Raw genomic sequence first — 21,675 nt, 5'->3', positions numbered from 1 at the left:
AGAACCTATCGGACGGGGGAGGGCGGGGAGAACGATCGACCGCGCTGTTCGATGGAAGCCGGCCGCTTTCCGCCTGGTGACACCGGCGGAGCCGGTTGAGCGAAGCGAGACGGACCGGCATGGTCCGGGCTCAGCCCAGTCCTGGTGGCAACGCGGCAGGCGACGGGCCCACCCCGGCCCTGCTCTCAAGGCGACAGCCGGGGGCTCCTGGCCCACCGCAGGCGACCGCCAAGGCCTTCGAACGCCGCCCGCCAGGCGGCCCAGCCGCCGTCGTGGGATCGCGTTCGCGCCAGATCCCCATTGGCGCGAACGCGACCCAGGCCGCTACGCGAGCGAGTCGCGCCAGGCCGTGTGCAGGGCCGCGAACCGGCCCCGCTCACCGATCAGCTCCGCGGGGGAGCCGTCTTCCACCACAATGCCACCGTCCACGACCAGGACGCGGTCGGCGATCAGGACCGTGGACAGGCGGTGGGCGATGATGAACGCGGTCCGGTCGGCCAGGACGGTTTCCAGGGCGGCCTGGACGGCGCGTTCGGTCGGGACGTCCAGCGACGATGTTGCCTCATCGAGGACCAGGACCGCGGGATTTGCCAGGAAGGCGCGCGCGAAGGCGACCATCTGGCGTTGGCCCGCGGAGAGGCGGCCGCCGCGTTTGCGCACGTCGGTGTCGTAGCCGGCGGGAAGGGCTGCGATGAACTCGTGTGCGCCCACCTCCGCTGCCGCCGCCTCGATCTCGGCGCGGGAGGCCTCGGGGCGGCCGAGGGCGATGTTGTCGGCGACCGAGCCGGAGAACAGGAAGTTCTCCTGGGTCACCATCGTCACCGCGCGGCGCAGGTCCTCGTCCGCCAGGGAGCGCAGGTCCACGCCGTCGAGCTGCACGGCGCCCGCCGACGGGTCGTAGAAGCGGGCCACGAGCTTGGCCAGGGTGGTCTTGCCGGCACCGGTCGCGCCGACCAGGGCCACGGTCTGGCCGGCCGGCACGTCCAGCGTGAACTTCGGCAGCACCATCCGCGCGGAACCGGGGTAGGTGAACTCCACGTCGGCGAACCGGACCGCGCCGCGGGCGTGCGGCAGGGCCACCGGGGACGCGGGTTCCGGCACCGACGGTTCCTCCTCCAGGACACCGGAGATCTTCTCCAGCGCGGCCGCGGCCGCGGAGTAGGAGTTCGCGAACATCGCCAGCTCGTCGAACGGGTCGTAGAAGCGGCGCAGGTACAGGGTGAACGCGGCGAGCACGCCCAGCTCCAGCGAACCGGACGTCACCCGGTACGCGCCCCACGCCAGCACCACGGCCAGCGACACGTTGCCGATGACGCGGATCGTCGCGGTGAACGCGGCCATCACGCCCAGCGCGTCGGTGTTCGCGTCGCGGTACCGGGCGTTCAGGCCCGTCATGATCTGCTCGTTGCGCGGCTGGCGGCGGAACGCCTGCACCGCGCGGATGCCGTTCATCGACTCGACGATCTGCACGATGATCTTGGCGATGGCACCGCGGGTGCCGCGGTAGGCCTCCATCGAACGGCGGCGGAACCAGCGCCAGATCAGGTACGCGGGCAGGAAGCCCGCCAGCACGACCGCGGCCAGCGGTGCGTCGAGCCACAGCAGGACGACCGCGATGCCCACCACGGACAGCGCCGCGTTGAACAGGCTGTCGAGGCCCTCTTCGAGCAGGTCCTGCATCGCGTCGACGTCGCTGGTCAGGCGGGAGATGACCTTGCCGGACGTGTACGACTCGTGGAAGCCGACCGACAGCCGCTGCGAGTGCCGGAAGATCCGTCCGCGCAGGTCGAGCAGCAGGTCCTGGCCGACCCGGCCGGACACCCGCAGGAACGCCCAGCGCAGGAACGTCATCAGCACCGCGCACACCGCGTACCCGGCGACGCACCACACCAGGATCGACGTGCCGCCGTCGACGGCGGCCGGGATGCCCTTGTCGATCGCCGCGGCGATCAGCAGCGGGCCCGCGAGGTTCGCGAGGTTGCCGCCGACGACCGCCGCGACCGCGACCGAGGCGCGGCCGACGTGCGGGCGCAGCAGCGAGCCGAGCAGCCGCCGCGACCGGGCCTGCAACCGCAGCCCCGTCGAGTGCGACAGCTCCTCGATCTCCTCGGCGGCGACGCCGCGCCACTCTTCTTCCCGCTGTTGCTGCACGACCACGTCGCTCACGACGCCACCTCCTCTTCCACCAGTTCGTCGTCCGTGCTGGACAGCAGGCGCCGGTACTCGTCGTTCGTCTCCAGCAGCTCCCGGTGCGACCCGACCGCGGCGATCCGGCCGTCGACCAGCAACGCCACCCGGTCGGCCAGCTGCACCGTGGACGGGCGGTGGGCCACGACCAGCGCCGTCACGCCGTGCAGCACCCGCCGCAGCGCCGCCTCGACCTCGGCCTCGGTGTGCACGTCCAGCGCCGACAGCGGGTCGTCCAGCACCAGCACCGCCGGCCTGCCGACGACCGCGCGGGCCAGCGCCAGCCGCTGCCGCTGCCCACCGGACAACGACAGCCCCTGCTCACCGATCCGCGTCGCGAGCCCCCACGGCAGCGCGTCCACGAACTCCTCGGCCTTCGCCACCCGCAACGCCTCGCGCACCCGGTCCTCGTCGACGTCCGGCACGCCCAGCGCCACGTTCTCGGTCACAGACGCGGAGAACAGCACCGGCTCCTCGAACGCCGTGCCGACCACCCGCCGCAGCTCCTCCAGCGACAGGTCCCGCACGTCCACGCCGTCGATCGTCACCCGGCCACCGGTCACGTCCGCCAGCCGCGGCACGAGCGCCGTCAGCGTCGTCTTGCCCGACCCGGTCGCGCCGACCAGCGCCAGCGTCTCGCCCGGCCGCAGGTCGAGGTCGACACCGGCGAGCACCTCGCGGCCGTCCTCGAACGCGAAGCGCACGTCCTCGAACCGCACGTGCCCGCGCACCGGTTCCGGCAGCGACACCGGCCGCTCCGGCCCGCTGATCGTCACCTCGACGTCGCGGACCTCCCAGTAGCGCTCGGCGGCAGCCGCAGCCTGGTTCGTCTCGGCGAGCAGCCAGCCGATCGAGTCGATCGGCCACCGCAGGTACGCGCTGACCGCCACCGCCGCCACCAGCGCACCGACGGTGAGCCAGCCGTTCACGATGCCGACCGCGCCGACCGCGAGCATGCCCGCGATGGAGAGCTCCGGCAGCACGATCAGCACCGACCACAGCGCGGCCAGGATCGAGATCTTGTTCAGCTCGGTCCCGCGCAGCTCACGAGCCTGCGCCAGGAACCGCTTCGACAGCTCCGGGCCGCGCCCGAAGGCCTTCAGCACCCGGATGCCGAGCACCGACTCCTCGACCGTCGTGGTCAGGTCGCCCGCCTGGTCCTGCGCCTTGCGCGCGACGACCTTGAACTTCGCCTCGAAGAAGTACGAGATGACGATCAACGGCAGCGCGCCGCACAACGACACGACGACCAGCCACGGCGACAGGAACGCGATGATCCCCATGCCGATGACGATGACCACGGAGTTGACGATCAGGAACACGATCGCGAACGCCACGAACCGCCTGATGGTGCTCAGGTCGTTCGTGGCGCGGGACAGCAGCTGACCGGACTGCCACCGGTCGTGGAACGAGACCTGCAACCGCTGCAGGTGCCGGTAGAGATCGGCGCGCATGGCGGCCTCGACCTCGGCGGCGGGTCGCGCCGCGAGCTTGCGCCGCACGTAGAACAGGCCCGCCTCGCCGAGCCCGAGCACCAGCACGCCCAGGATCAGCCACGGCAGGACCGCGGTCTCCTTGTTCTGGATGGGTCCGTCGACGATGCGCTGGGTGAGCAACGGGATGCCGAGCCCACACAGCATCGCGAGCATCGTCGCCGTCAGCACGACGGTCATCCGCGCGCGGTACGGCCGCACGTACGGCCACAACCTCCGCAACGTCCTGATCGTCGTGTTTCGTTGATCGCTCACGCGATGAGCCCCCTCTTGGTGTTCCTCGACAGTACGAAGGAGCACCGACACTCAGCATCCGGTTTTTCGCTGCCCCGACCCTCCCGGCTCGACATAGGTCGAGGTCAAGGGCACGATGACCACCATGACGCGGTTTCTGCGCACCGAGCAGACGATGGCGTTTCCACACGGACGGCTCATCGCCTCACGCGATGGGGTGAACTACGTCCTGGCGCCCGACGGCTGGGACCACCTCGGCGGGCAGCGCCCGAAGCACGCGGCGGTCCTCTCCCGCGAGGAGGCGGAGGACTGGTGCGAGCGCGAGGGCTGGGACCTGCACCTGCTGGACGAGGTGCCTACGCCTTCTTGAACGTGAACAACGCCACGAGCCCGTAGGCCACGGCCGCGAGCAGCGCCTCGGCGTGGTGCCGGTTCGAGAACCACGCGAGCAGCGGCTCGTGCACCTTGAGGTACAGCCCGATGCCGAGCAGCACCGGTCCGAGCAGGATGACCGGCCACACCGGCCGCACCCCGAACACCCACAGCACCGGGCCGGCGAGCACGAGCGACGACACCAGCGCGAGCGGCAGCCCGACCAGCACCAGCAGCAGGAACTCCGACATCGACTGGCTGTCGAGCCACGACTTGAGCACGCCGCCCTCGTAGGCCCACGTCCAGCCGAGCACCAGCCCGGCGCCGACGGCCATCGACAGGACGACGCGCAGCAACAACCGGCGCCCCGCCTTGCCCGTCTTGCCCGCGGTGCTCTGTTCCGTCACGTTGCCACCGTAATCGCTCGTGGGGACCCGAAAAACCTGCCGACGGGTACCCCTGGCAGCGGCCGTCCCACACCTTTCAGCTGTGTGACTCCACGGGACGTCTCGACGTGAAGAGCGCCGCGAGCGCGTAGGCCACACACGGCACGAGGATCAACGCGGTCTCGGCGTACTGCGGGTGGGCGTGCTTCGAGAACGTCCGCGCCATCACCAGCGACACGACCACCACGACCCACAGCCCGCTGCCGATCCCGGTCGCCCACCAGCCGCGCTCCTGCCGCCCCAGCCGGAACCCGCCGGCGATCAGCACACCGGCCACGAACGTCCAGAAGGCGAACAGCACCGGGATTGCCGCGAACACCAGGTAGGCCGGACCCCTGGACGGAAGCTGGTGCAGCGTCACCAGAAAACCCGCGCCGACGACCGCTCCGGTCACCGCCCCCACGACCACGCGCACCACCATGCGCCCAGGACTACCTGATCAAGCACCTGGTCAGGCCGTTGTGCACGGAACCTCCACAACACCTTCACGACCGCGGCGGGGTGGTGAGCACCGCGGCCAGTGCGAAGAACACGGCGAAGATCGGCACGGCCGCCCAGAAGAACCCGAGCGCGAAGAACACCGTCGTCGCCACGGCCATGACCGTCGCAGGCACGGCCAGCCACGGCCGGGCCAGCTTCGCCGCGCGCAGCGCGAGCCACCCCAGCGCCGACGCCACGACCGTGAAGATCGGCACGGTCATGACGGCGGTGCCGAGGCACCCGTAATCGTCCTTCGTGCAGACGGCGCCGGACGCGATGAGTCCGAACACCCCCCACCAGACCAGCCCGAGGAGTGCACCCACTCCGGCAGCCAGCGCGACACGACGTCCCATGACGGCGTCGGCCCTTCAGTCAGCGGTTCGACCGCACGCCGAGTAAAACGTCTTCCCACGACGGCACGATGGGGTGGTTCTTCTTCCCCCTCTTGGGCGGAGCGTCCTTGCGGACCGGCTTCTCCGCCGCGGGTGCCTCTGGTTCCGCCACCGCGGTGGCGGGGGAGTCCGTCGCCTGGGCCGGAACGGGCTCCGGCTCGGGCAGGTCCTCCTGCGCGGGCTTCTCCACCACCGGTGCCGGCGGTGCGGGTGCGACCGGCTCGTCCACCACGGGACCGGGGCCGATGATCACCGGAGCCGCCTCCAGCGCCTGCCGGGCCAGCTGCGTCACCGGCCGCACCGTGCGCAGCGTGCGGTTCGGGTTCGGGTCCATCAGGTCGACCGCGGCCTCGTCCAGCGCCGTGACCGTGCCGCCCTGCGCACCGGGGTGGAACGCCCAGTGCGCGCGGTTGTCCGAACGACCGGTCTTCCAGTGCAGCTGCACGATCCAGCGGCCGTCGTCACCACGCCACGAGTCCCACGACGTGTCGCTCAGGTCGTGGCCGCGCAGCCCGAAGGAGTGCGCGACGACCTCGCCCAGCGTCTGGACGTCCGGCCCGTCCTCGCGCACCGGGTGCGCGCGCTGGGCCATGTCGGCCGTGCGCGACCGCTCCAGGAGCACGGGGTAGGCGAAGCGCTCGACGCGGTGCGTGGGCAGCCCGGCGGCAGCGGCGACCTGCTCGATCGACTCGCCGGCGCGGATGCGGGCCTGGATCTCGCGCGGCCGCATCTGGGCCTCGCCCGACTCGATCTGCATCTGGCCGAGACGGGCCAGGTCACCGCGCAGTGCCGCCCGCAGGCGCTCGTCGGCGGGGAGCTTGAAGCGCTCGCCGCGGTTTTCGGGGTCCTCGAGGATGACGGACTTGCCGTCCTCGTCGAGCCCGATGACTCGCAGCGCTCGCATCGTGGCCTCCCTGAATCTGCACCTCGCCAGCGAAGAACGTTAAGACAACGAGCCGCCAAGAGGTGGGAGACTCGCCGATATCTTTACGTGATCTTGCCAGTTCACGGGCCCTGCCGCACGCCGGTTTCCGGAAGGTTCACCTGGACCACCAGCCCTCCTCCCCCGTTCGGACGAGCTTTCGCCGAGCCGCCGTGCGCCTTCGCCACGGACTGCACGATCGACAGCCCGAGGCCCGATCCGGCCGTGCCCGTGCGGTCGCGCAGACGTCGAAAGGGCTCGAACAAACCGGGTACCGCCTGCGCAGGCACGGTGGGACCGGTGTTCGCGACGACGAGGTCTTGATCAAGCTCTACCGTGACGGACCCGCCCGGCTCGTTGTAGAGCACCGCGTTGCGCACCAGGTTGCCGACGAGCTGGGCAAGTAGGACGGGGTCGCCGTCGACCAGATACCTGCGTGTCCGAACCGCAAACGTGACCTTTTTCTCGGCGGAAAGTGCCGCGCACGCCTCGATTTCGTCCTCCACGACCTCGTCGAGCCACACCAGCTCACGCGTGGTGAGCCCGCGGTCGCTCCGCGCGAGCACCAGCAGCCCGTCGATGAGCTTCTCGCTCCGCTCGTTCGTGTCGAGCAGGTGCGCGCCGAGCCTGCGCGTCTCCTCGGTGACGTCCGGGTCGGCCAGCGCCACCTCGATCAGGGTCCGCTGCACGGCCAGCGGGGTGCGCAGCTCGTGCGAGGCGTTCGCGACGAACCGCTTCTGGCTGTCGAACGACGAGGCGAGCCGGTCGAGCATGCCGTCGAAGGTGTCCGCGAGCTCCTTGAGCTCGTCCGGCGGGCCCTCCAGCTCGATCCGCTGGTCGAGCCGGGTCGCCTCCAGCCGGTGCGCGGTCGTGGTGATCTCGTGCAACGGCGCCAGCACCCGCCCGGCCACCACCCAGCCCAGCCCGGCGGCCAGCACGGCGGCGACCACCAGCGCGATGGCGGACTGCCACAGCACGGTGCCCATGACGTCGGTCTTGACCGCCGCGGCCGTCATGACCACGGCGTCCGCGGGCAGCCTGGTCACGTCCACCGTCTGCTGCACCGGCTCCAACTCCAGTGGCCGCGTCACCATCCCCTGCGTGGCCAGCGCGACCCCGTCGGCGGGCAGGAACCAGTCCGCGAGCAGCCAGTAGTTCAGCCCGACCAGCGCGACGCCCGCGATCAGGAACACCCCCGCGTACCAGGCCGTCAGCCTGGTCCGCAGCGTCACGGGCCGAACCGGTAGCCGGCACCGGGCACGGTCTCGATGACCTGCGGTGCGCCCAGCTTGCGGCGCAGCGTCATCACCGCCACCCGCACGGCGTTGGTGAACGGGTCGGCGTGCTCGTCCCACGCCTTCTCCAGCAGCTCCTCCGCGCTCACGACGGTGCCCTCCGCCCGCATCAGCACCTCCAGCACCGCGAACTCCTTGGGTGAGAGCGGCAGGAACCGCCCGTCCCGCGACGCCTGGTGCCGCGGCAGGTCCAGCGTCACGCCCGCGCGTTCGAGCACCGGCGGCAACGCGGGCCGCGCCCGCCGTCCCAGCGCCTGCACCCGTGCCACCAGCTCGGCGAACGCGAACGGCTTGGTCAGGTAGTCGTCGGCACCGAGCCCCAGCCCGGCGACCCGGTCGTCCACCTCGGCCGCCGCGGTCAGCATCAGCACCCGCGCCTCACCACCGCGGGCGTGCACGGCCCCGCACACCTGGTCGCCGTGCACCAGCGGCAGGTCCCGGTCGAGCACCACCACGTCGTAGGCGTGCACGCCCACGCGTTCGAGGGCCGCCTCCCCGTCGTAGCAGACGTCGACCGCCATCGAGAACCGGCGCAGGCCCTCGGCGACCGTGTCCGCGAGCAGCCGTTCGTCCTCGACCACCAGCACACGCATGCCGCACAGTCTCCGCGAACGGGGCATAAGCACTGGATAAAGCCTTTCGCTTAACGCCGTCGAATGACGTCCTCCGTAGACCTGTCGCCATGAAGACCACCACCGCTGTGCTGCTGGGGCTGCTCCTCGCGTTGAGCGCCTGCGGGACGGAAGAACAACCGGCCGCCCAGAACGACCAGAAGAGGGGCGACATGGTCGAGTTCGCCCAGTGCATGCGGGAGAACGGCATCAACATGCCGGACCCGCAGGACGACGGCCGCGTCGGCATCGCGATCGGCGGCGAGGACGGCGTCGCACTCGACCAGGACAAGATGAAGACCGCCCACGAGGCCTGCAAGCAGCACCTGCCCAACGGCGGCGAGCTCAAGCCGCCGTCGCCCGAGGAGCAGGACAAGCTGCGCCAGCAGGCGAAGTGCATGCGCGACAGGGGCTACAACTGGCCGGACCCGCAGTTCGAGGGCGGCGGCCCCACCGACACGATCGAGCTCCCCGACCTGGAGAACGACAAGGTCAAGCAGGACATGAAGGACTGCGGCCTCGGTGAGGGCATGGTCGCGGCGAGGCCCGTCGGATGACCCGCCGCGTCAACAGGAAGGTCGTCGTCGCCGCGCTCGTCGCCGCGGTGGTGCTCGGCACCGGCGGGGTCGTGGTCCTCACGAGGGTCGCGGCCGATCAGGCCAACGCCGCACCGCTGCGGAACGACCCGGCGAAGACGGTGCCGGTGAAGCGGACGAACCTCGCCGACCAGCAGCAGCTGACCGGCCAGCTCGGCTTCGGTGCCGAGCGCGGTCTGGCGAGCCGGAAGGGCGGCACCGTCACCGGGCTGCCGAACCAGGGTGCCGTCATCGAGCAGGGCAAGCCGGTGTTCCACGCGGACGCCAAGCCGGTGCCGCTGTTCTACGGTGCGCTGCCGCTCTACCGCGACCTCGAACAGGGCATGTCGAACGGACCCGACGTCAAGGTGGTGGAGGAGAACCTCGCCGCGTTGGGGTACAAGGACTTCGGCACTCCGGATGAGAAGTTCACCTACTACACCGCCACGGCGTTGAAGAAGTGGCAGAAGGCCAACGGCCTGGAGCAGACCGGGAAGCTCGGCACCGGCGACGTCGTCGTCCAGCCGGGCGCCATCCGGGTCGCGGCGCTGACCGCCCAGCTCGGCGCCCCCGCCGGCGGTGACCTGATGAAGGTCACCGGCACCGAACGCGCGGTCACCGTCGAGCTGGACACGGCCAAGCAGCGCCTCGCCAAGCAGGGCGAGAAGGTCGAGCTGTCGATCACCGGCGGCAAGCCCACCACCGGCACGATCACCGGCATCACCCGCACGGCGGGCGACCCCAACCAGGGTCAGAAGGCCAAGATCGTGCTGACGATCTCCGTCGACGACCCCGCTGCCGCGGAAGGCGTCGAGACCGCCAACGTCACGGCGCTGTTCACCGTGGCGAAGAAGCAGGACGTCCTGGCGGTGCCGATCGGCGCGCTGCTCGCGTCGGCCGAGGGCGGCTACGGCGTCGTCACCGACGACGGCAGGACCATCCCGGTCACCGTCGGCATCTTCGCCAAGGGCCAGGTCGAGGTCCAGGGCAACGGCCTGCGCGAGGGTGTGAAGGTGGTGACCACCGAGTGATCACCGTCGACCGCGCGAGCCGCACCTATCCCGGTGGCGTGCAGGCGCTGCGCGACGTCTCCCTGACCGTCGGGGGCGGGGAGATGCTCGCCATCGTGGGACCGTCCGGTTCGGGGAAGTCGACGCTGCTGCACCTGATGGGCACGCTCGACAAGCCCACGATGGGCCGGGTCGAGATCGACGGCCACGACATCTCGTCGTTGTCGGACAACGCGCTCTCGGCGCTGCGGGCCCGCACGATCGGGTTCGTGTTCCAGCAGTTCTTCCTCACGGACGGGTTGTCCGCCATCGAGAACGTGGCCTCCGGGCTCGTCTACGCCGGCGTGCCGCGCTCGAAGCGGCGTTCGATGGCGATGTCCGCACTGGACCGGGTCGGGCTGATCCACCGGGCGCTGCACAAGCCGCACGAGCTCTCCGGTGGTGAACGCCAGCGGGTCGCGATCGCGCGGGCCGTGGTGAACACGCCGAGAATCCTGCTGGCCGACGAACCGACCGGCAACCTGGACACGAAGAACGGCGCGGGCGTGCTGGAGCTGCTGGACAGCCTCAACTCCGACGGCACGACGATCGTGATGATCACCCACGACCGGGACATCGCGGCGTGGGCACCGCGCCGGGTCGAGGTCCGCGACGGGGTGGTCGTGTGATCGACCTGCTGCGCCTCGGGTTCTTCGGCATGAGGATCCGCCCGGTCCGCGCCGTGCTGTCGGCACTGGGCATCGCGATCGGCATCGCCGCCGTCGTCGCGGTCGTCGGCATCCCCGCCTCCAGCGCCGCCGCGTTGCGGGAGGAGATGTCCAGGCTGGGCACCAACCTGCTCACCGCCGCACCCGGCCAGGACTTCTTCGGCCAGGACGCGAAGCTGCCGGAGACCGCGGTGCCGATGGCCAGGCGGATCGGCGCGGTGTCGGCGGCGAGCGCGACGGGCAAGATCTCCGCGAGCGTCCGCAAGAACGACCTGGTGCCCGCCAGCGACACGCTCGGGCTGCAGGTGCAGGCCGCCGAACAGGACCTGCTCGCGGTGCTGCACGCCGAGGTCCGCGCCGGCCGGTGGCTGTCGCCGGGGGAGAAGTCGGTGGTGCTCGGGGGCACCGCGGCCGCGCGCCTGGGCGTGCAGGAGCCCGGTGTGCAGCTGTGGATCGACGGCCAGTGGTTCACCGTGGTCGGCATTCTCGGCCCGCTGCCGCTCTCGCCGGAGATCGACCGTTCGGCGCTGGTCGGCTGGGAAGCGGCCAAGGAGGCGTTCGGGTTCGAGGGCAACGCCGGCACGGTCTACGTGCGCACCACGCCCGACCAGGTGGACGACGTCCGCAGGCTGCTCGGCCCGACGCTGAACCCGAAGCAGGCCAACGAGGTCAAGGTGTCGCGGCCCTCGGAGGCGCTGGAAGCGCAGAAGCTCGCGGAGAGCTCCTACAACGCCCTGTTCCTCGGCCTGGGCGGGGTCGCGCTGCTCGTCGGCGGTGTCGGCGTGGCGAACACGATGGTGATCTCGGTGCTGGAACGGCGCAGGGAGATCGGGCTGCGGCGGGCGCTCGGGGCGACCCGGCGGCAGATCCGGTGGCAGTTCCTCACCGAGTCGGTGCTGCTGTCCGGGCTCGGCGGGCTGGTCGGCGTGATCGTGGGAGTCGCGGTCACAGCCGGGTACTCGATCAGCCAGCGGTGGCCGGCGGCACTGCCGTGGCCCGCCCTGCTCGGGGGAGTGGGCGCCGCGATCCTCATCGGCGCGATCTCCGGGCTCTACCCGGCGGTGCGGGCCGCCCGCCAATCCCCCACCGAGGCACTTGCCTGAACGCACGCGGGGACCTTTCGTACTCTCCGAGAGTACGAAAGCTCCCCGCGTGCGCTGTCAGAGCTGGCCGACGACCCAGTCGATCGCCTGGGTCAGGGTCGTGACATCGCTCGGCTCGATGGCCGGGAACATCGCCACCCGCAGCTGGTTCTTGCCGAGCTTGCGGTACGGCTCCACGTCCACGATCCCGTTGGCGCGCAACACCTTCGCCACGGTGGCGGCGTCGACGTCGTCGGAGAAGTTGATCGTGCCGACGACCTGCGAGCGGTCAGCGGCCTTCTCGACGTACGGCGTGGTGTACGCGGTCTTCTCGGCCCACGAGTAGAGCCGGTCCGACGAGTCCTTGGTGCGCGCGACGGCCCAGTCGAGGCCGCCGTTGCCGTTGATCCAGTCGATCTGGTGCGCCAGCAGGAACAGCGTGGCCACCGACGGCGTGTTGTACGTCTGGTCCTTCGTGGAGTTGTCGAGCGCGGTCGGCAGCGACAGGAACTCCGGCACCCAGCGGTCCTTGAGCTCCTCGACGCGCTCCAGGGCCTTCGGCGACATCAGCGCGAGCCACAGCCCGCCGTCGCTCGCGAAGGACTTCTGCGGCGCGAAGTAGTAGACGTCGAAGTCCTCGGCCTTGACCGGCAGGCCACCCGCGCCCGACGTGGCGTCGATGGCGATCAGCGCCTGCCCGGAGTCCTCGATGCGGGTGACGGGCATGGCCACACCGGTCGAGGTCTCGTTCTGCGCCCAGCCGACCAGGTCGGCGCCCTCGGCGTAGAACAGCTCCGGCGCCGTGCCCGGCTCGGCCTTGGTGACGAGCGAGTCCTTCAGGAACGGCGCCGTCTGCGTGACCTTCGCGAACTTCGACGAGAACTCACCGTTGGTGAAGTGCTGCGCCGTCTCGCGGACCAGCCCGAAGGACGCCGCGTCCCAGAACGCCGTCGTGCCACCGTTGCCGAGCACGACCTCGTACCCGTCGGGCAGCGCGAACAGCTCGCGCAGACCGGACCGCACCCGGCCCACGAGGTTCTTGACGGGCTTCTGCCGGTGCGACGTGCCGAGCAGGGCCGCACCCTCGGTGGCCAGGGCCTGCACGGCCTCCGGGCGCACCTTGGACGGTCCACAGCCGAAGCGGCCGTCGGACGGCTTGAGGTCGGCGGGCAGCACCAACGAGGTCGGATCGGCGGTCTGGGTCATGTGGTCACGCCTCCGGGGCGGTGAGTCTTCTAACGGACCTGACCGGCGCCGTTGCCGGAGTTCACAGTGTTGCAGGCCGGTGGCCGGCAGGTGACAGGCGGGTGTCCTGGGTCACTGCCGGAAGCCGCCCGGCGTGCGGTGGGGCCGGGGAGCTCGGCGCGTCACCGCAGCATCCCGCGCTCCATCGCCGTGGTGACCGCTGCGGTCCGGTCGGACACCCCGAGCTTGTTGAACACGCGCAGCAGGTGCGTCTTGACCGTGGCCTCGGAGATGAACAGCGCCCGTCCGATCTCGACGTTCGACAGGCCCTTCGCGACCAGCCGCAGCACCTCGGCCTCCCGCGCCGACAGCGGCGGGGTCCGGACCTGGCCGACGACCTTGGCGACCATCGACGGCGCCAGCACCGTCTCCCCGCGCGCGGCGGCGCGGATGGCGGCGATCAGGTCCTCGGTCGTCGAGTCCTTCAGCAGGTAGCCCGACGCGCCCGCCTCCACCGCGCGGAGGATGTCCGAGTCGGTCTCGTAGGTGGTCAGCACGAGCACGCGCGGGCCCGTCCCGACGATCCGGGCGGTCGCGGCCACACCGTCCATCTCCGGCATGCGCAGGTCCATCAGCACGACGTCCGGGAGCAGCGCCGCGGCCTGGGAGATCGCCTCGGCACCGGAACCGGCCTCACCGACCACCTCCAGGTCCGCGGCCACGAGCATGCCGCGCAGGCCCTGCCGCACCACTGGGTGGTCGTCCACCAGCAGGATCCTGATCACAGCGGCACCTCCACGAGCACCGAGGCCCCCTCGTCCGACGACAGGGACAGCCTGCCACCCACCTGCTCCAGCCGGGCGCGCATGCCCCGCAGGCCGAAGCCCTCCGGTGCGTCGCCGAAGCCGCGGCCGTCGTCGCGGACCTCCAGCGACACGCCGTCGGCGTCGAACCGCAGCACGACGTCCACCCGGGACGCACCGGAGTGCCGCAGCACGTTGGTCAGCGCCTCCTGGGCCGTCCGCAGCAGCACCACCTCCACCGACGTCGGCAGCGCGACCGAGTCGCCGATCACCCGGAACGCCGACGGCAGCGCCGCACCGGTCACCAGGCGCCGCAACGCGTCCTCCAGCGACGAACCGTCCAAAGGCGACGGTGCGGTGGAGGCGACCAGTGCCCGTGCCTCGCGCAGGTTCTCCCGTGCCGTGGCCAGTGCCAGCTCCACGTTCGGCTGCGCGCCCTGCAGCAGCGTGATGATCGACGTGAAGCCCTGCGCCAGCGTGTCGTGGATCTCCGCCGACCACCGGGCCCGCTCGGCCTCGATGGTCAGCGCCTCGATGCGGTGCAGCAGCTCACCGCGTTGCGCGTTCTGCCGCGAGATCTGGCTGATCGCCCACCCGAAGGCCTGCGAGAAGCCGATGATCAGCAGCGCGGCCGGCCAGGGCAGCGCGGGCACGGCGCCCGCGGCCCAGGTCAGGATCTGCGGCGTGAACACGAACACCGCCATCGGCAGGAACGCCCACGCGGTCGGCAGCACCATGTAGATCTGCGGCACCAGGCCGAACAGCGCGAAGGTCGCGTTGCCGCTGAACCACACCGCCGGCGCGAACGTGGCGAGCGAGCCGGCGGCGTAGACGAACCCGTGCCAGTCCTCGTGCCCGCGCCGGACCAGCCTGCGGCCGTAGAACAGGAACCACAGCGCGTTCAGTCCCAGCAACCCCGCCGCCGTCAGGCGGTCTGCGAGGGTGTTGTTGTCGATCAGGATGAGGACGAGCGCGGTGGCCTGGGTGACCGCGAAGAGCACGTACCAGGTGATCAGCGACTGCCGTTCGTCCACCTGAAGGTCCGGCTGACCCCCACCAGGCCCACCAGCGTCCACGCCCCGAGCACCAGGGCGGTCCTGCCGAGCTCCCATGATCCCGCCGCCTCCATGACCGCGTAGTTCTCGTCCAGAGCGAACACCGAGCGGAAACCCTGGCACACCCACTTGAGCGGGAAGAACGACCCCACCGTGCGCAGCGACTCTGGCAGCGCCGACTGCATGATGAACACGCCGCTGAGGAACTGCAGCACGATGTAGGGCAGGTTCAGCACGCCCGCCGCGCTGCGGGTCGAGGTCGCGATCGAGCTGAGCGCGACACCGATCAGCGAGCACGAGACGACGCCGAGCACGAACACCCACGCGAACGTGCCCCACTTCGCCGCGGTCGCCGGCAGCTCCAGGTCGAACCGCAGCACGCCCACCGCGACCAGCAGCACCGCCTCGAACAGGCTCGTCACGAAGACCAGGACGATCTTGCCGATGAAGTAGGACGTGAACGGCATCGGCGTGCCGCGCAGGCGCTTGAGGGTGCCGTCCTCGCGGTCGGCCACGACGCTCATGCCGAGCCCGACGAACGAGGTCGAGATGATGCCCGCGCCGATCATGCTGGCGGCGAACATCTGCGCGGCGGCCGGTTCCTTCACGTAGACGGTGCCGAGCAGCAGCATCAGCAGCGCCGGCAACGACACCGTGAAGATGAGGTTCTCCTTCTGCCGGAAGAAGTCCCTCAGCTCGGCCGCACCCCTCGCGAGGCCGAGCCGCAGGGTTCCGGGAAGCACGGTGGTGGTCATTTGATCAGCTCCAGGTAGACGTCCTCCAGCGACGGCCGGGTGACGGTGAGTTCGGCGAGCTCGCCGTGGCGGGACAGCTCGGCGACGGCCTTGGTGGGTTCGGAGGTGCGGATCTCGGTGTAGCCGCTGTCGGACAGCCACCGCACGGTGGCGTCGGCGTGTGCGCGGCCGCCGAGCGTCCGCGGCGTGCCCTCGGCGACGATCCGGCCGTCGGCGAGCACGGCCACGCGGTCGGCGAGCGCCTCTGCCTCGTCGAGGTAGTGCGTGGTCAGCAGGATCGTGGTGCCCTCGGCGGCCAGCAGCCGGACCAGGTCCCAGAACTGGCGGCGCGCCTCCGGGTCGAACCCGGTGGTCGGCTCGTCCAGGAACACGAGCTCCGGCCGCCCGATGATGCCGAGCGCCACGTCCAGCCGGCGCCGCTGACCCCCCGACAGCGTGCCGGCGCGAGCCTTGGCCTTCTCGGTGAGCCCGACGAGGTCGATGACCTCCTCCGGGTCACGCGGGTCCGCGTAGTACCCGGCGTAGTGCCGCACGGCCTCGCGGACGGTGAGGTTCGCGGCGTCGCTCGCGCTCTGCAGGACGATGCCGAGCTTCGAGCGCCACACCCGCCCCGCCTTCGCCGGGTCGCCGCCGAGCACGCTCACCTCCCCGGCGTCCCGGTCGCGGTGGCCCTCCAGGATCTCCACGGTCGTCGTCTTGCCGGCCCCGTTCGGCCCGAGGACCGCGAACACCTCACCGCGGGCGACGTCGAGGTCCACCCCGGCCACCGCCCGGTGCCCCCCGTAGGCCTTCTCCAGCCCTCGCACTCGAATCGCGTTCATGCACAAATCCTCCGGCGCACGGGTGCCTCTCCGGGACGACCGCCCCGCCGACCCCGGTTGTCCACCGGTCGGTGGACACGGCGGCACGCGGGGCCCTTTCGTGCGCTCCTGGTGAACGAAAGCTCCCCGCGTGCGTTCGTGTTTCGGCGAGGTTTCCACTGGGCGGTAAACGGCTTTCGAGTGGTAGAACGAAGCTGTGCACCTGACGCCGCATGAACGGGACAAGCTCCTCGTGCACGTCGCTGCCGACGTGGCGCGGCGGAGGCTCGAACGCGGAGTGCTGCTGAACTACCCCGAGGCCGTCGCGCTGATCACCGACCACGTGCTGGAGGGCGCGCGGGACGGGCGGACGGTCAGCGAGCTGATGGAGAGCGGCCGCACGGTGCTCGCGCCGGAGCAGGTCATGCGCGGGGTGCCGGAGATGATCGACTCGGTGCAGGTCGAGGCGACGTTCCCGGACGGCACGAAGCTCGTCACGGTGCACCACCCGATCGCACCGTCCGCCGGTCCCGCCCCGGGCGAGGTCGTCGTCGGCAGCGAACCGGTCGAGCTCAACCCCGGCCGGCCGCGGGTCGTGCTCACCGTCGTCAACGCCGCCGACCGGCCCGTGCAGGTCGGCTCGCACTTCCACTTCGCGTCGGTCAACGCCGGGCTGGAGTTCGACCGGGAGGCCGCTTTCGGCTACCGGCTGGACATCCCGGCCGGCACGGCGACGCGCTTCGAACCCGGCGTCGAGCGCGAGGTGTCGCTCGTTCCGCTGGCCGGCCTGCGGATCGTCAGGGGGTTGCAGCGGTGATCGACCGGGAGCGCTACGCCGAGCTGCTCGGCCCGACCGTCGGCGACAAGGTCCGGTTGGCCGACACCGACCTGTTCATCGAGGTCACCGAGGACCTGAGCCGCGGCACCGGCTCCGGCGACGAGGTGATCTTCGGTGGCGGCAAGGTGGTCCGCGAGTCGATGGGGCAGGGGATCGCCACCCGTGCCGAGGGCGCGCCGGACCTGGTGATCACCGGTGCCGTGGTGCTCGACCACTGGGGTGTGGTCAAGGCCGACGTCGGCGTGCGGGACGGCCGGATCGTCGCGATCGGCAAGGCGGGCAACCCGGACACGATGGACGGCGTCCACCCCGGCCTGGTCATCGGCCCGTCGACGGAGATCCTGTCCGGCAACGGGAAGATCCTCACCGCGGGCGGCATCGACTGCCACGTGCACTTCATCTGCCCGCAGGTCGTGGACGAGGCGCTGGCGTCCGGCCTGACCACGCTGGTCGGCGGCGGCACCGGCCCTGCGGAGGGCACGAAGGCCACCACGGTCACGCCGGGCGCCTGGTACCTCGACCGGATGCTGACGTCGATGGACCACATGCCGGTCAACGTCCTGTTGCTGGGCAAGGGGAACACGGTCTCCGAGGAAGCGCTGCGCGAACAGCTCCGCGGTGGCGCGGGCGGGTTCAAGCTGCACGAGGACTGGGGCACCACGCCCGCCGCGATCGACGCGTGCCTGCGCATCGCCGACGAGTCCGGCGTCCAGGTCGCCATCCACACGGACACGTTGAACGAGGCCGGCTTCCTGGAGTCCACAGTGGACGCCATCGGTGGCAGGTCGATCAACGCCTACCACTCCGAGGGCGCGGGCGGCGGGCACGCACCGGACATCATCCGGGTCGTCTCACTGCCGAACGTGCTGCCGTCGTCGACCAACCCGACCCGCCCGCACACCGTCAACACGCTCGAAGAACACCTCGACATGCTGATGGTCTGCCACCACCTCAACCCGTCGGTGCCCGAGGACCTGGCGTTCGCCGAGTCGCGCATCCGCCCGACCACGATCGCCGCCGAGGACCTGCTGCACGACCTGGGCGCCATCTCGATGATCAGCTCCGACTCCCAGGCGATGGGCCGGGTCGGCGAGGTTGTCATCCGCACCTGGCAGACCGCGCACGTGATGTCGAAGCGCCACACCCTCGACCCGAACCTGCGGGCCCGGCGGTACGTCGCGAAGTACACGATCAACCCGGCCATCGCGCACGGCATCGCCGGCGAGGTCGGCTCGGTCGAACCCGGCAAGCTCGCCGACCTCGTGCTGTGGGAACCGAAGTTCTTCGGCGTGCGGCCGTCGGTCGTGCTGAAGGGCGGCTTCATCGCGTGGGGTGCCATGGGTGACGCGAACGCCTCGATCCCGACGCCGCAACCGGTGTGGGCGCGGCCGATGTTCGGTGCCACGGCCGGTGCCGCGTCGAGCGTCTTCTTCGTCGCACCGGAGGCGGTCGAGGCCGGTATCGGCGACCGGTACGCCCGGCGGGTGCTGCCGGTGGAGAACACCCGCTCGGTGTCCAAGGCGGACATGGTGCTGAACGACGCGCTGCCGGACGTCCGGGTCGACCCGGACAGCTTCGCCGTGCACGTGGACGGCGAGCTGGTGGAACCGGCACCGGTCGCCGAGCTGCCGATGGCCCAGCGGTACTTCCTGTTCTGATGCTGACCGCGCTGATCCTCGCCGACTCCCGCTTCCCCGGCGGCGGGCACGTGCACTCCGGTGGCCTGGAGGAGGCGGCCACCCGGCGGCTCGTGCACGACGAGCCGTCGCTGGAGTCGTTCCTGCGCGGGCGGTTGCAGACCGCGGGGCTGCTCGCGGCCGGGTTCGCCGCCGCCGCGGCCCGCGGTGAGGACCTCGCGACGCTGGACGCCGAGCTCGACGCCCGCACGCCCTCGCCCGCCCAGCGCGCGGCGTCGCGGGCGCAGGGCCGCGGCATGCTGCGGGCGGCCCGGCGGGCGTGGCCGTCCGCGCGCCTGCGCGACCTGCCGCCGGACCCGCACCAGCCGCTGGTCATCGGCGTGCTGGTCGACGACCCGGTCGAGGCCGCGCTGACCTGCGCCTACCTCGCCGTCAGCGGACCGGCGTCCGCGGCGGTGCGGCTGCTGGGACTCGACCCGTTCGGGGTCAACGCGATCGTGGCGGCGCTTCCGGTGGAAGAGGTCGCCGCGCGGGCCGCGAAGGAGCTGCCCGCGCTCGGTTCACCCGCCTTGGACCTCTTGGCGGAGGCTCATGTTCGACGTGAAGGGGTGCGTCTCTTTGGGAGCTGACCACGGTCCTGACCCGCACGACCACCACCACGGCAAGGCGCCGCGCATCGGCATCGGCGGCCCCGTCGGCAGCGGCAAGACCGCGCTGACCGCCGCGCTGTGCCGTGCTCTCGGCGCGCAGCTGGAGCTCGCGGTGGTCACCAACGACATCTACACGACCGAGGACGCCGACTTCCTGCGCCGCGCGGGCGTGCTGGACCCGGCGCGCATCGAGGCCGTGCAGACCGGGTGCTGTCCGCACACCGCGATCCGCGACGACATCACCGCGAACCTCGACGCCGTCGAACGCCTGGAACACCGGTTCACCGGCCTCGACCTGGTGATCATCGAAAGCGGCGGCGACAACCTGACCGCCGTGTTCTCCCGCGGCCTCGTCGACAGGCAGATCTTCGTCGTGGACGTGGCCGGCGGCGACAAGGTGCCGCGCAAGGGCGGCCCCGGCGTCACGACCGCCGACCTGCTGGTGATCAACAAGACCGACCTCGCCCCGCTGGTCGGCGCCGACCTGGACGTGATGACCTCCGACGCGCACCGGATGCGCGGCGAGCTGCCGGTGATCGCGCAGTCGCTGGTGGAGACACCGGACGCGCCCGAGGTCGCGAAGTGGGTGCTGGCGCAGCTGTGAGGGCGTCCGCGCGGTTGGTCGTCGAGCTCGACCGGCACGGCAACAGCGTCGTGCGCGTCCTGCGCTCCCAGGCGCCCCTGACGCTGGTGCCGCACCGCCGCGCCGGTCCGGTCGCGCTGGTGCACCTCGTCAGCTCCGTGACGTCCCCGCTCGGCGGGGACGCCCTGGAGCTGGACGTCGCGGTCGGTCCCGGTGCCGCGCTGGACCTGCGGGGCGTGGCGGCGACGCTGGCGCTGCCCGGCCCGTCCGGTGCGGAGTCGTCCTCGGTCGTGCGGTTCACGATCGAGGGCACTGCCCGGTACCTGCCGGAGCCCACGGTCGTGACGGGCCGCGCGCGTCACACCGCAGTGGTGGAGGCCGAATTGGACGGTCACGCGGTGTTGTCGTTGCGCGAGGTGCTGGTGCTCGGCCGCGTCGGCGAGAAAGCCGGTGCGCTCTCCACGTCGGTGCGCGCGACCCGGTGCGGCACGCCGTTGTTGCACCAGCAGCTCGTCGTCGGCGACCCGGCGGTCGACGCGTCCGCGGCCGGGCTCGCCGGCAAGCGCGTCCTGGGCAGCCAGGTGCACCTGGACGCCGTCGAGCGCCCCGCTGACGGCGGTGAGTGGTGGAACGTCGTGCCGTTGGCGGCGGGCGGATCCCTTGCCACCGCACTGGGTGAAGACGTGGTCACCGTCACACGTGTGCTCGACGCCATCTGACTCGATCACGTATTCGATCCAGATCCGTTCAAACCACGGACAGTCACTGTTCAGGTGGTGGTCATCACCGCGCAGGCGGTTTCGGGATCGGGTCGCCGTGCGTATGGTCGCGGGTCCAAGGACCACGAGTTCTGCGCTGTGCTGGGAGGTTCGCCGATGACGGAGACCACGAACATCGCTCTGCCCGCGATGCGCGTGTCTTATGAGCAGGGCTCGCTCGCCGAGTCGGAGCTTGCCGCCACCTGGCACGAACAGCTCCAGCTGTGGCTCGACCACGCTTCCCGCGCCGGTCTGGCGGAACCGAACGCCATGGTCCTCGCGACCACCGACACCCAGGGCCGCCCGTCCTCGCGCACGGTGCTGCTCAAGGGCCTCGACGAGCGCGGCGTGGTGTTCTTCACCAACTACACCTCGAACAAGTCGCACGACCTGATGGCGACCCGCTACGCCTCCGCCACGTTCCCGTGGTTCGCGATGCAGCGCCAGGCGCACGTCCGCGGCACGGTCGAGAAGGTCGGGCCCGTCGAGACCGCCGAGTACTGGAACTCGCGGCCGCGCGGGTCGCAGATCGGTGCCTGGGCCTCGCCGCAGTCGCGCGTGGTGGCCGGCCGTTCCACTTTGGACTCGGCGCTGCACAAGATCGAGCGGCAGTTCGCCGACACCGAGCAGATCCCGGTCCCCCCGCACTGGGGCGGCTGGCGGGTCCGGCCGGAGGAGGTCGAGTTCTGGCAGGGCCGCCGCGACCGGATGCACGACCGGCTGCGGTTCCGCCTGGGCCGCGACGGCTGGCAGGTCGAGCGAGTAGCGCCGTAGTCCGCGGCGCGAGGCTTTCGCGAGGGGGCGT

General features: G+C 71.2%; 24 protein-coding genes. 11 read left to right on the top strand and 13 right to left on the bottom strand.

Annotated features, from left to right (window positions below):
- Positions 1 to 324 precede the first annotated feature (324 nt).
- A complete protein-coding gene (locus ACZ7CD_RS14715) occupies positions 325 to 2,166 on the bottom strand; it encodes an ABC transporter ATP-binding protein (protein ID WP_470379059.1) in 1,842 nt (613 codons plus the stop codon).
- Positions 2,163 to 3,935, bottom strand: coding sequence for an ABC transporter ATP-binding protein (locus ACZ7CD_RS14710; protein ID WP_360385589.1), 1,773 nt, complete (start codon positions 3,933 to 3,935; stop codon positions 2,163 to 2,165). Before ACZ7CD_RS14710 ends, ACZ7CD_RS14715 begins: the two co-directional genes overlap by 4 nt.
- 124 nt (positions 3,936 to 4,059) lie before the next feature.
- On the opposite strand from ACZ7CD_RS14710, the gene ACZ7CD_RS14705 reads away from it, so the two are divergent.
- Positions 4,060 to 4,284, top strand: coding sequence for a hypothetical protein (locus ACZ7CD_RS14705; protein WP_458429536.1), 225 nt, complete (start codon positions 4,060 to 4,062; stop codon positions 4,282 to 4,284).
- Here the strand turns inward: ACZ7CD_RS14705 and ACZ7CD_RS14700 are convergent.
- The 6 genes from ACZ7CD_RS14700 to ACZ7CD_RS14675 form a co-directional block, all read right to left on the bottom strand.
- Positions 4,271 to 4,693 (bottom strand): hypothetical protein, encoded by a 423-nt coding sequence (locus tag ACZ7CD_RS14700; RefSeq protein WP_360385593.1) that lies wholly within the window; start codon positions 4,691 to 4,693, stop codon positions 4,271 to 4,273. The two genes, ACZ7CD_RS14705 and ACZ7CD_RS14700, sit on opposite strands and share 14 nt — an antisense overlap.
- Positions 4,694 to 4,769: 76 nt before the next feature.
- Positions 4,770 to 5,153, bottom strand: a complete 384-nt coding sequence (locus ACZ7CD_RS14695; RefSeq protein ID WP_470379058.1) for a hypothetical protein — start codon at positions 5,151 to 5,153, stop codon at positions 4,770 to 4,772.
- 64 nt (positions 5,154 to 5,217) lie between these two features.
- Complete coding sequence (locus ACZ7CD_RS14690; protein ID WP_470379057.1) at positions 5,218 to 5,535, bottom strand: hypothetical protein; 318 nt, start codon at positions 5,533 to 5,535, stop codon at positions 5,218 to 5,220.
- 49 nt (positions 5,536 to 5,584) lie between these two features.
- Positions 5,585 to 6,508 (bottom strand): septation protein SepH, encoded by a 924-nt coding sequence (sepH, locus tag ACZ7CD_RS14685; protein WP_360385599.1) that lies wholly within the window; start codon positions 6,506 to 6,508, stop codon positions 5,585 to 5,587.
- Between the two features lie 101 nt (positions 6,509 to 6,609).
- On the bottom strand, positions 6,610 to 7,758 hold the full coding sequence (locus ACZ7CD_RS14680; RefSeq protein WP_470374275.1) for a sensor histidine kinase: 1,149 nt from the start codon (positions 7,756 to 7,758) through the stop codon (positions 6,610 to 6,612).
- On the bottom strand, positions 7,755 to 8,414 hold the full coding sequence (locus ACZ7CD_RS14675; RefSeq protein WP_360385603.1) for a response regulator transcription factor: 660 nt from the start codon (positions 8,412 to 8,414) through the stop codon (positions 7,755 to 7,757). Before ACZ7CD_RS14675 ends, ACZ7CD_RS14680 begins: the two co-directional genes overlap by 4 nt.
- 89 nt (positions 8,415 to 8,503) lie before the next feature.
- Here ACZ7CD_RS14675 and ACZ7CD_RS14670 point away from each other — a divergent pair, with 89 nt between their 5' ends.
- The 4 genes from ACZ7CD_RS14670 to ACZ7CD_RS14655 are packed head-to-tail and all read left to right on the top strand — an operon-like array spanning position 8,504 to position 11,827.
- Positions 8,504 to 8,989: a hypothetical protein gene (locus ACZ7CD_RS14670; RefSeq protein WP_360385605.1), complete on the top strand. Its 486-nt coding sequence runs from the start codon at positions 8,504 to 8,506 to the stop codon at positions 8,987 to 8,989.
- A complete protein-coding gene (locus tag ACZ7CD_RS14665; protein ID WP_470379056.1) occupies positions 8,986 to 10,038 on the top strand; it encodes a peptidoglycan-binding protein in 1,053 nt (350 codons plus the stop codon). Before ACZ7CD_RS14670 ends, ACZ7CD_RS14665 begins: the two co-directional genes overlap by 4 nt.
- Positions 10,035 to 10,685: an ABC transporter ATP-binding protein gene (locus tag ACZ7CD_RS14660; RefSeq protein ID WP_470379055.1), complete on the top strand. Its 651-nt coding sequence runs from the start codon at positions 10,035 to 10,037 to the stop codon at positions 10,683 to 10,685. The genes ACZ7CD_RS14665 and ACZ7CD_RS14660 overlap by 4 nt, the downstream gene beginning before the upstream one ends.
- 29 nt (positions 10,686 to 10,714) lie before the next feature.
- Positions 10,715 to 11,827, top strand: a complete 1,113-nt coding sequence (locus ACZ7CD_RS14655; protein WP_470379121.1) for an ABC transporter permease — start codon at positions 10,715 to 10,717, stop codon at positions 11,825 to 11,827.
- Positions 11,828 to 11,884: 57 nt separating this feature from the next.
- Here ACZ7CD_RS14655 and serC read toward each other — a convergent pair whose 3' ends face one another.
- The 5 genes from serC to ACZ7CD_RS14630 form a co-directional block, all read right to left on the bottom strand.
- Positions 11,885 to 13,012, bottom strand: a complete 1,128-nt coding sequence (gene serC, locus ACZ7CD_RS14650; protein ID WP_470379054.1) for a phosphoserine transaminase — start codon at positions 13,010 to 13,012, stop codon at positions 11,885 to 11,887.
- A gap of 161 nt (positions 13,013 to 13,173) precedes the next feature.
- The gene (locus ACZ7CD_RS14645) at positions 13,174 to 13,776 is read right to left on the bottom strand and encodes a response regulator transcription factor (protein WP_360385613.1); all 603 of its coding nucleotides are present in this window, start codon (positions 13,774 to 13,776) and stop codon (positions 13,174 to 13,176) included.
- The gene (locus tag ACZ7CD_RS14640; RefSeq protein ID WP_470379053.1) at positions 13,773 to 14,828 is read right to left on the bottom strand and encodes a sensor histidine kinase; all 1,056 of its coding nucleotides are present in this window, start codon (positions 14,826 to 14,828) and stop codon (positions 13,773 to 13,775) included. Before ACZ7CD_RS14640 ends, ACZ7CD_RS14645 begins: the two co-directional genes overlap by 4 nt.
- Positions 14,807 to 15,604, bottom strand: coding sequence for an ABC transporter permease (locus ACZ7CD_RS14635; RefSeq protein ID WP_470379052.1), 798 nt, complete (start codon positions 15,602 to 15,604; stop codon positions 14,807 to 14,809). The genes ACZ7CD_RS14640 and ACZ7CD_RS14635 overlap by 22 nt, the downstream gene beginning before the upstream one ends.
- The gene (locus tag ACZ7CD_RS14630; protein ID WP_470379051.1) at positions 15,601 to 16,425 is read right to left on the bottom strand and encodes an ABC transporter ATP-binding protein; all 825 of its coding nucleotides are present in this window, start codon (positions 16,423 to 16,425) and stop codon (positions 15,601 to 15,603) included. The genes ACZ7CD_RS14635 and ACZ7CD_RS14630 overlap by 4 nt, the downstream gene beginning before the upstream one ends.
- A 196-nt stretch (positions 16,426 to 16,621) precedes the next feature.
- Here ACZ7CD_RS14630 and ACZ7CD_RS14625 point away from each other — a divergent pair, with 196 nt between their 5' ends.
- The 6 genes from ACZ7CD_RS14625 to pdxH all read left to right on the top strand — a co-directional run bounded on the left by ACZ7CD_RS14625 (position 16,622) and on the right by pdxH (position 21,644).
- Positions 16,622 to 17,221 carry an urease subunit gamma gene (locus tag ACZ7CD_RS14625; protein ID WP_470379050.1) on the top strand — a complete coding sequence of 200 codons (600 nt, stop codon included), beginning with the start codon at positions 16,622 to 16,624 and terminating at the stop codon, positions 17,219 to 17,221.
- On the top strand, positions 17,221 to 18,900 hold the full coding sequence (locus tag ACZ7CD_RS14620; RefSeq protein WP_470379120.1) for an urease subunit alpha: 1,680 nt from the start codon (positions 17,221 to 17,223) through the stop codon (positions 18,898 to 18,900). Before ACZ7CD_RS14625 ends, ACZ7CD_RS14620 begins: the two co-directional genes overlap by 1 nt.
- Complete coding sequence (locus ACZ7CD_RS14615; protein ID WP_470369676.1) at positions 18,897 to 19,508, top strand: urease accessory protein UreF; 612 nt, start codon at positions 18,897 to 18,899, stop codon at positions 19,506 to 19,508. Before ACZ7CD_RS14620 ends, ACZ7CD_RS14615 begins: the two co-directional genes overlap by 4 nt.
- Positions 19,498 to 20,133, top strand: a complete 636-nt coding sequence (gene ureG, locus ACZ7CD_RS14610; protein WP_470369532.1) for an urease accessory protein UreG — start codon at positions 19,498 to 19,500, stop codon at positions 20,131 to 20,133. Before ACZ7CD_RS14615 ends, ureG begins: the two co-directional genes overlap by 11 nt.
- Complete coding sequence (locus tag ACZ7CD_RS14605; protein WP_470379049.1) at positions 20,130 to 20,831, top strand: urease accessory protein UreD; 702 nt, start codon at positions 20,130 to 20,132, stop codon at positions 20,829 to 20,831. The genes ureG and ACZ7CD_RS14605 overlap by 4 nt, the downstream gene beginning before the upstream one ends.
- 156 nt (positions 20,832 to 20,987) lie before the next feature.
- Positions 20,988 to 21,644: a pyridoxamine 5'-phosphate oxidase gene (gene pdxH / locus ACZ7CD_RS14600; protein ID WP_360385627.1), complete on the top strand. Its 657-nt coding sequence runs from the start codon at positions 20,988 to 20,990 to the stop codon at positions 21,642 to 21,644.
- Positions 21,645 to 21,675: the final 31 nt, after the last annotated feature.

Source organism: Lentzea sp. NPDC036949 (assembly GCF_055608075.1).
The sequence above is the reverse complement of the archived record's forward strand: the minus strand, read 5'-3'. Positions and strand labels throughout refer to the sequence as shown.

Coding starts and splice junctions, on each gene's coding strand:
- ACZ7CD_RS14705 (WP_458429536.1), top strand. CDS start 4,060: ATGACGCGGTTTCTGCGCACCGAGCAGACGATGGCGTTTCCACACGGA.
- ACZ7CD_RS14695 (WP_470379058.1), bottom strand. CDS start 5,153: ATGGTGGTGCGCGTGGTCGTGGGGGCGGTGACCGGAGCGGTCGTCGGC.
- sepH (WP_360385599.1), bottom strand. CDS start 6,508: ATGCGAGCGCTGCGAGTCATCGGGCTCGACGAGGACGGCAAGTCCGTC.
- ACZ7CD_RS14675 (WP_360385603.1), bottom strand. CDS start 8,414: ATGCGTGTGCTGGTGGTCGAGGACGAACGGCTGCTCGCGGACACGGTC.
- ACZ7CD_RS14670 (WP_360385605.1), top strand. CDS start 8,504: ATGAAGACCACCACCGCTGTGCTGCTGGGGCTGCTCCTCGCGTTGAGC.
- ACZ7CD_RS14665 (WP_470379056.1), top strand. CDS start 8,986: ATGACCCGCCGCGTCAACAGGAAGGTCGTCGTCGCCGCGCTCGTCGCC.
- ACZ7CD_RS14655 (WP_470379121.1), top strand. CDS start 10,715: ATGAGGATCCGCCCGGTCCGCGCCGTGCTGTCGGCACTGGGCATCGCG.
- serC (WP_470379054.1), bottom strand. CDS start 13,012: ATGACCCAGACCGCCGATCCGACCTCGTTGGTGCTGCCCGCCGACCTC.
- ACZ7CD_RS14635 (WP_470379052.1), bottom strand. CDS start 15,604: ATGACCACCACCGTGCTTCCCGGAACCCTGCGGCTCGGCCTCGCGAGG.
- ACZ7CD_RS14630 (WP_470379051.1), bottom strand. CDS start 16,425: ATGAACGCGATTCGAGTGCGAGGGCTGGAGAAGGCCTACGGGGGGCAC.
- pdxH (WP_360385627.1), top strand. CDS start 20,988: ATGACGGAGACCACGAACATCGCTCTGCCCGCGATGCGCGTGTCTTAT.